Annotated in this window: 1 protein-coding gene; it reads right to left on the reverse strand. The window is 72.2% G+C overall.

Annotation, left to right across the window (positions count from 1 at the left end):
• Positions 1-1,079: 1,079 nt before the first annotated feature.
• Entirely contained in the window at positions 1,080-2,171 is a 1,092-nt protein-coding gene (locus ITI46_RS34265; RefSeq protein ID WP_209243938.1) for an ArsR/SmtB family transcription factor, read from the reverse strand.
• Positions 2,172-2,174 lie beyond the last annotated feature (3 nt).

The following is a 2,174-nucleotide window of genomic DNA, read 5'->3' on the forward strand; positions in this document are numbered from 1 at the left end:
ATTACCCACCAGGTAATCGCCCCCCCCGGAACAGCCAGACACAGCTCGGCCAGCAGAAACCGGGCCGATCTGAGCAGAGGGTCACTCCACAGCAGCTGACCAGCGCGGGCTCGGCCGAGAGGAAGGCCTCCAACCAAGGAACGGCGGGCCAGCCCCGTACGACGGCCCTTGGCGAGACAACTCGCCCCGGCCAACGCGAGGCCAACCCAAGGCCGGAAAACAACCGCGAACCACCGGGGCAGGCCACACAAAACAGCCGGAATTGACCGCGCAACACCCAGGGCACGCCCGACAGCACCCGCAGCAGGCCAGACAACAGCCACAAGCAGCCCACAGCCCGAAGAACCCGGCAACGCCGGAGCCCGCCCGGCAACAGCCGGGGCCCTCACTGCAGGCGAGCTCTACGCCTATCCGACGAGCCCGGCAAGGGGGCCCTGCCCGGCACCCGCCACCGAACAAAGCCGACCGGACAACGACCAGGGCCAGCCCAGCAACGGCCAGGGCAGCCCGCGCAAGGCAAGCCCCAGCCACAGCACAGACCCGCACGGGCCTCCGGGTCTGAGGTGCAGGCCGCAGACCGCACCCTGAGAGGGGTATGGCAAGCCCCAGACACGGCGCATGCCAATACGGGCCGCAGACTGATGGGCCACCCTCAGGCGCGACGGCAACATGGGGCGCGACCCCGGAGACTGAAGTGCAGGCCCCGGCGGCCTGAGGCGCAGGCCCCGCCGGAGGTTCAGCCCCCAGCCAGAGGTGCACGCCCGTGGCGCCAGCCGGAGGTGCACGCCCCAGCCGGAGGCGCCGACCGCACCCCAGACCCGACCGCACCATGAAGCTCAGCCCACCCAAGGTGCACACCCCAGCCCGAGGCTGCCGGCCCGAGCCTCAGGGCCGCCGCACCATGAAGCGCTGCCCCAGCCAGAGATACAGGGACCACCCAGAGGTGCAGGCCCCAGCCGGAGATGCCGCACGAGACTCAGGCTCGACCCCAGCCTGACGTGCGGGCCGCAAAGCGAAGTGCAGGCACGGCGCAAGCCCTCGGCGGTGGCGGGTATGCGCCACGCAACTGGTGCGAGGGCTCAATTCTGCGCGCGGAGGAGCCCGTCCCCCATCGCAGTGCGGTAATAGAGCACCGAGCGCCCCGCCCTCCGCCGCTGGACCAGCCGCGCGTCGCGCAGCACCCGCAGGTGCCGGCCCACCGAGCCCAGCCCCTGACCGGTCAACGCGACGAGCTGGCTGGTGCTCTTCGGGGAGTCGAGCAGCACCAGAACCATGGCCCGCGCATGTCCGAGCAGGGCCCCCAACGCCTCGGGCACAGGCGCCCCTTCGGCGTCGGCAAGCGCCCCGGAGCACGGATAGATGACGGCGTAACGGGGCAGGCCCCGCCCCGAGGGGCGCGCGGCGGGGATGCGTGGGGCGGAGCATGGGGCCTGGGAGCGGTGTGGGGCCGCCGTCGAGTCGGAGCCGTCGACGTGGTGCGGGGGCGCCGACTCCCAGGACACCCACCCCGCGCTCGGCGTCACCGGAACGAACATCAGCCGGACGCCCGCCAGTTCGCGCGGCGGATAGTCACGGGCGTTGATCTGCAGTCGGCTCCCGCCGAGCCAGCGCATGCCGGGCCGCATGTCGTCGAGCGCCGCAGCCCAGCCGCCCCGGCTCAACTGTGCCGTCCGTGCCACCACATCGGCCTCGATGATCCGGCGCCGCCGTGGCCAGTACGGCAACACCGTCTCCTGCCACACCCACTCCAAGGTGTCCGCCGTACGCCCCGGCACGTCGTCCCGGCGCAGGCCTGGGGGCAGCGGGCCCTTGCTGCCCAACGACACCAGCAGATCGGCTCGCGCCGCTTGCGGCGGTGTCTCCCGCACCCGGGCGACCCCTTCCTCAAAGGACTCTCCGGCGGGGTCAGCCGCATCGGGATCCGGCGGCGGGGTGAGGAAGTCGGCGTTCCAGGTGGGGCCGAGAGCCGCACGTATCAGTTGCCCGGTGACAGGGTCGGCCGCCTGACGGGCACGGTAGGCGGGCTGGTGCGCGTCGAGCCAGGCACGCTCGCCCGGGTGCGCGGCGCTCCCCCTCTCCAACACTTTGAGGCTCGCTATCACCTCCGCGAGCGGCGACACCACGAACCGGCTGCCCGCCAAGGTGTCGGCATTCACCTGCCACCACCCCACAGC

Origin of the sequence: Streptomyces oryzae (assembly GCF_017676365.1) — a bacterium.
In the GTDB taxonomy this organism is placed as follows: Bacteria; Actinomycetota; Actinomycetes; order Streptomycetales; family Streptomycetaceae; genus Streptomyces; species Streptomyces oryzae.